Genomic DNA, 6,244 nt, shown 5'->3' with positions numbered 1-6,244 from the left:
AAATTAGGTACCTGTTCCAAGTGAAGGGAAAGGTATGCCCCTAAACTGGTAAACCGACAGGCAACCGAGCCAGAAAATCAAAAACATTCAATTTTGAAACCCAAATAGTAAGCTAAAAGGCTTAACTTAATAGCATTGGTAACCCCTCGCATAGCTACCGGAGTCCTTATTAACATTAAATAAGCTACTTGAAAACTTATTAGCACAAAAGCCAATGCAAAATTTATTTTTCTAATGTATAAATCGGGATAAAAAAAAGCGAAATAAATGTGTCCAAGAAAAAAAACAAGTATCAATAAATAATTTTGAATTTGGGGTCCTTTTAACTTAACAAATTTCTCTAATCCAATTAATAACACAACAGTAGAAGAAACGATTAAGGTATTGGCCACAGGTATAGATAGCCAATCAGGAATATTACCTCGCAAGAATATTGAAATATTTCCAATTGTAAGCATTGAAAAACTAAGCAATACTAAAGAAATACCAGGAAACCGTTTTTTTACCTGAAAATATAAAGAAACAATTAATATTATATTAACTATATTAACTATAATATAACTAAAAAAAATTGTCTTAAAATCAAGTATAGGCATATAAAAACATTCTAATCAATACAATAAACGTTATCAATTTCTCATTAAAACAAACTAATTCTCTAGACTAAAGCATCTCAGACCTATACCCCTAACTAGGTTTTCAATCCTACATTTATACCTAAAATGTAGAACTAAGAAGCCTGTTAAAGTTACTTTTTCACCTTATAATAACGCCTTTCGTGAATTTTTAGCCTATAAGCTATGAAAAATAATCCAAACCCCCATTTAAAAGGTCTAACAATTAACACAAAGCATTAGTACAAAGTACAAATTGCTTAAAAAAAGAGGTTCATTGCAGGGAAACTTAAAAGCCTCCCAGCAAACCTACTTCATACCTTACCCGACTGTATAATTGAACCATTAACTAAGGACCTGTATCAATAGTAGCTTTTTTAGTCTAAAAAGAAATTTTTTTATCGAAAATAGAATACTATCTTCGCCGCCGTAATGGTTTCCTCATGGATATTGTCCTAGAGAAATTAAATTGGAATCCGGTGTGAATCCGGAACTGTCCCGCAGCTGTAATCTCATTAAGCTATTTCCAAATTTTAATGATCACTTTCTGTATAATCAGAGGGGAAGGTCGGAAAATAGTGAGTAAGTCAGAATACTTGCCAATACGATATTTAATTGAAAGCTTTCGGGGATTGAAGCTTGAAAACAAAATTCGTCTTGCAACGCAAGATTTTGATTTCAGTTGGTTTCGTTGAAAGCTATTTGCCTTTAGACAAATAGTTTTAATGATCATTTACAAGTGGCTTCCTAAGCAGGAGGCGATTCTTCTTTTGTGCGCTTTACTCTTTTTTGCTTGCCTATGCCAAGCACAGGAGAAGTATGGCCAAAATTATCCGCAGCCAAGGGACACAACCGTGGTTTACGATATTGAGGGAGTAACTGTCCAATCTGAAAAATACCAATCCCGTTTGCACTCTCCAATGCCCGTACAGGCAATTAGAGGTAAGGACCTAGAGGAATTAAATAGTTTTTCCGTAGCTGATGCCATCAGGTATTTCTCAGGAGTTCAGTTAAAGGATTATGGAGGAATTGGCGGACTGAAAACCATCAACGTCCGAAGCATGGGTAGTGCCCACACCAGTGTTTTCTACGATGGAGTAGTCATCAAAAATGCTCAAAATGGGCAGGTAGATCTGGGTAAATTCTCCTTGGACAATATTGAGGCTTTGGAGCTTTTCAATGGTCAAAAGTCAAATATATTCCAGCCTGCTCTAGGTTTCTTTGCCTCCAACACGCTCTTCATGCAGAGCAAAATCCCAGTGTTAGAAAAGGAAGAACAAGAGCATGCTAAAATCTCATTCAAAACAGGATCCTTTGGCTTGATCAACCCATCCCTGCTTTATCAGCGCCGGATTAATGAAGGGCTTTCTCTGGCTTTCAATACAGAATACATTACCGCCAATGGGAAATATAAATACCGGTACCGAAAAGAGAATGGCTACGACACCACTGCTACCCGACTAAACGGTGATATTGAATCCTTCAGGGCTGAAATCACTTTACATCAGGCTTTCAAATCAGGAGGTAAAGCATCTCTGAAAGGCTATTATTTCGAATCAGAGCGGGGACTTCCTGGAGCTGTTGTGGCCAATATATTCAGTCATTATCAGCGTCTTTGGGACAAAAATTTCTTTGTCCAGGGCATGTTGCACACGTCATTTTTTGACAAACATGAACTGATGGTCAATATGAAGTACAGCAGTGATTACAATCGCTACATAGACCCTAATTATCAAACGATTGAAGGAGCTCTGGACAATCGATATTATCAAAAGGAATTCTACACCTCTGTAGTCAATCAATACATGCTAAACGCTTGGTGGGATGTATCCCTCGCGGCAGACTATTCCTTCAATACTCTGGATGCCAACCTATACCGATTCACTTATCCTAGCAGATCTTCTTATTACTTCGCCCTATCCAGCGCCATTCATCGAGACAGATTAGAAATACAAGCAAACCTTTTAGCTGCTTATGTAAATGATCAAGTAAAGTTTTACCAAAAAGGAAGCGACCAACAAGTTTTCAACCCTGTAATATCAGTTTCCTATCAGCCTTTTACCTTAAATGAGAATTTCCGCATTAGGGCCTTTTACAAGGAGTCTTTTCGGATGCCTACCTTCAATGACCTCTATTACACTTTCGTAGGAAACACCTTTTTACGACCAGAATTCACAACCCAATACAATATAGGAGCCACCTGGCGGGCCAAACCCAACCATATTTTAGAAGCTTTTACCATTCAAGTAGACGGGTATTACAACCAAGTTAAAGACAAAATTGTGGCCATGCCATCTGCCAATCTCTTTCGGTGGACAATGATGAACTTGGGTGAGGTAGAAGTTAAAGGACTTGAAACCAAACTACGTGGCATTAAAGAAATAGCAAACGTATCACTCGAAATAGGAATGGGTTACACCTTCCAGAAGGCAATAGATATTACGTCCTCCAGCACAGTGTATGGAGACCAGATCCCTAATACGCCAGTTCATAGTGGAACAATTACCTCATCAGCCAGCTATCAGAACTGGCAAGCCAATTTCAGCTTCATCTATACCGGTGAACGCTATAGCCAAAAAGCAAATTTACCTGTCAACTATGTCCAACCCTGGTACACCAGCGACCTGGGATTAACCTATAAAAATCGTTTTGGCAAGTATCAATACGCTATGGGTTTGGAGACAAACAACCTGTTTAACCAGTATTACGATGTGGTTTTAAACTTTCCAATGCCCGGAAGAAACTATCGACTAAAATTCAATATCTCCTATTAAATTATGAAATACGCATTTTACTACCTCTTATTCCTACTTATTCTATCTACTCTATCGAGTTGTAGGGAAGATGATTTCATTCCCTTACCTGACGAGGACAAGCTACCTGAGCAAGAAGCCTCCTATATTGCCGGATTTTATCTGCTTAACGAAGGAAATATGAATATGAACAAGGCTTCATTGGATTATTACGATTACCAAACAGGGCTATATACCAGGAATCTATATGGCACAGCAAACCCAAGCTCAACCCTTGGCTTAGGAGATGTAGGTAATGATTTAGGCCTATATGGATCCAAACTTTATGCTGTAATCAATGCCTCCAATAAAGTGGAAGTGATGGATGCTGAGACTACAGAACGTATAGCCGTTTTAGAAGTGAAGAATTGCCGCTATGTAACTTTTGATGGGGGATTTGTCTATGTGAGTGCCTATGATGGGGAGGTTTCCTTGGGAAATGATAAGCCAAACGGATTCATAGCCATATATGACTCAATCAATTTTGATTTAATTAGTAAAATAGAGGTCGGTAGGCAACCTGAGGAAATGGCTGTTTCCAATGGTAAACTATACATTGCTAATTCTGGAGGCTATAGTCCTCCCCAGTATGAAAGCACCATTTCAGTCATTGATCTGGATTCATATAAGGTCATCAAAAGAATAGAAGTTGGCATTAACCTGCACCGAGTGAAGGCAGATGGAAAAGGGAATATTTATGTCAGCTCAAGGGGTGATTATTACAATACCCCTTCCAACCTATTTGTCATAGACACCCAATTAGACCAAGTAATTGACAAGTTTGACATCCCTTGTTCCAACCTTACTATCAGTGGAGATACTGCTTATGTGATCGGTTCAGCATTTGACTATTCTTTGGGAGATTTTAAGGTTGACTATGCGATGATCAACACTCAAACCAGGGAACTCCTCTCCCAGCCCTTTATTTCCCAAGAATTAGTAGACAAGATCAAAATGCCTTATGGTCTGGCAGTAGATCCATACTCTGGAAACATTTACATCACAGATGCCGGAGACTATGTATCTCCCGGCAAGCTATATGGCTACAACCTCAAAGCTGATTCACTGCTTTTCGAACAAGTAACTGGTGACATTCCAGCCCAAATCGCATTTGTATTCAAAAACCCAAATAAATACTAACTATTAACTAAAATCTAAACAGATGAAAAAACTATTACCAGGCCTCCTATTTATCACCCTATTAACATCCTGTCTAAAAGATGATCTTGAGGATTTACGAAAAGATGTTGACAGCCTTAAAGAACAAATGGCTCAATATGAGAGTTTATTGGATGCCCTTAATAATCGATTGTACATTAAAAATTACGAAGACAATAGTGGTTCCTACAGCATAGAATTAAGTGATGGAACTATTATGAGTGTCAATGATTCGCCTTCATTCATTGAAATCGGCGATAATGGAAATTGGTGGATTGACAACCAAGACTCTGGGAAAGCAGCCGGAGAATATCCTGATAGCATGCCAGAAATAGGCATTGGAGAAGGTGGTAACTGGGTTATTGATGATGTAGATCTGGGAATTTCAGCTCAAAATCAGCTAGCAAAGGAAGGATCAAATATTATTGCTTTAGCTCAAATTTCGGGACAATTGTCTTTTGTTTTCGCTGATGGCAGAACGATCAATTTTGATGCTTCAGCACCAGTGATCTCATTCAATTTTCCTGAGGGAGGATTCGTATTTGACAAAATGAGCTGGTTTAAGGTAGAAGCGGTGGTAAAACTCGATGCAGATGCCAGTTATGAGTGGCTTTACGACGGCAAGGTACTAGCAAATACGAAAGACCTTACTTATGTTTTTGCAAAAGCTGGAGAACATCTATTACAGCTCAAGGCCAAAAATGAATTTGGCGTAAGAACTGAACAAGTTACCATTACCATTAATGATGCAGTGTACACGAATAACCTAACAAGGTTATTTGAATTTAAGCCAGCCCCTGGTCAGCAAATCAACAAGCTTCCTATTTGGTCAGAAGGCATACCTGCGGATAGCGTATTGAAAACTGCCGAAAAGGCCCTAACTCACAACTCATTGATCAGCTTGGGAAGTTTTGGAGGTTATGTTACTATGGGCTTTGACCATACGATCGTCAATGGTGAAGGCAATGACTTTTTGGTAAAAGGCAATGCCTATAGCAGTTGGGCGGAACCGGGCATCATCATGGTGTCTGAGGATGTGAACAGAAATGGGCTACCAGATGACGAATGGTATGAGATCTATGGTTCGGAACACAGCAACCCTGAAGCGATCAAAAACTACGAAGTCACTTACTACCGACCTGAATCGGAGCCAACCAATCCAAATGAACAAAACTACATCTCATGGAAGGACAATCAGGGACAATCAGGATTTGTACCAAAGAATTCATTTAATAGTCAAAGCTATTTTCCAGGATGGGAAGCGGATAGTATTTCTTTCACAGGAACCCTACTTCCAACAAAAATCTTTGACCAATCAGGCACAGGAACATTCTGGACAAACCCTTCTTTTGATTGGGGTTATGCAGACAATCAGTCTAATAACAATGAAGCTGCTCAAATTGACATCAGCTGGGCACATGACAGTGAAGGCAATGCTGTTAAGCTCCACGGGGTAGATTTTATAAAAGTTTATAACGGAACACTTGCCGCAGGAGGATGGCTTGGTGAAGTGTCAACTGAAGTCTCAGGCATCACCGACCTTAATTTGTAATAATGATCAATTATCAAGGAGGTTGTCTCGATTTTGGGGCAACCTCCTTTTTTTTGAGCTAAATTAAATGGGGATCAGACCCCGATATAAGTATTGTTAGTCAAGTTATAGCAATGGAAATCCGATGG

4 protein-coding genes and 1 riboswitch are annotated in these 6,244 nt (G+C 39.0%); of the genes, 3 read left to right on the top strand and 1 reads right to left on the bottom strand.

Annotated features, from left to right (window positions below):
• Positions 1-77: 77 nt before the first annotated feature.
• The gene (locus AC13EX_RS04445) at positions 78-596 is read right to left on the bottom strand and encodes a hypothetical protein (protein WP_482891718.1); all 519 of its coding nucleotides are present in this window, start codon (positions 594-596) and stop codon (positions 78-80) included.
• 434 nt (positions 597-1,030) lie between these two features.
• A riboswitch (cobalamin riboswitch) is annotated at positions 1,031-1,232 on the top strand.
• 107 nt (positions 1,233-1,339) lie between these two features.
• Between AC13EX_RS04445 and AC13EX_RS04440 the strand changes: the two genes are divergently transcribed.
• From AC13EX_RS04440 to AC13EX_RS04430, 3 genes are read left to right on the top strand one after another with little or no spacing between them, the layout of a single operon-like run.
• Positions 1,340-3,388 carry a TonB-dependent receptor gene (locus AC13EX_RS04440; RefSeq protein WP_482891717.1) on the top strand — a complete coding sequence of 683 codons (2,049 nt, stop codon included), beginning with the start codon at positions 1,340-1,342 and terminating at the stop codon, positions 3,386-3,388.
• A gap of 3 nt (positions 3,389-3,391) precedes the next feature.
• Positions 3,392-4,546, top strand: coding sequence for a DUF5074 domain-containing protein (locus tag AC13EX_RS04435; RefSeq protein ID WP_482891716.1), 1,155 nt, complete (start codon positions 3,392-3,394; stop codon positions 4,544-4,546).
• A 22-nt stretch (positions 4,547-4,568) separates the two neighbouring features.
• Positions 4,569-6,116, top strand: a complete 1,548-nt coding sequence (locus tag AC13EX_RS04430) for a hypothetical protein (RefSeq protein ID WP_482891715.1) — start codon at positions 4,569-4,571, stop codon at positions 6,114-6,116.
• The last annotated feature ends 128 nt before the right edge of the window (positions 6,117-6,244 follow it).

The sequence above is a fragment of the Cyclobacterium sp. L-R genome, assembly GCF_056859355.1.
Note: the sequence above shows the minus strand (reverse complement) of the source record. Positions and strands in the feature narration are given on the sequence as shown.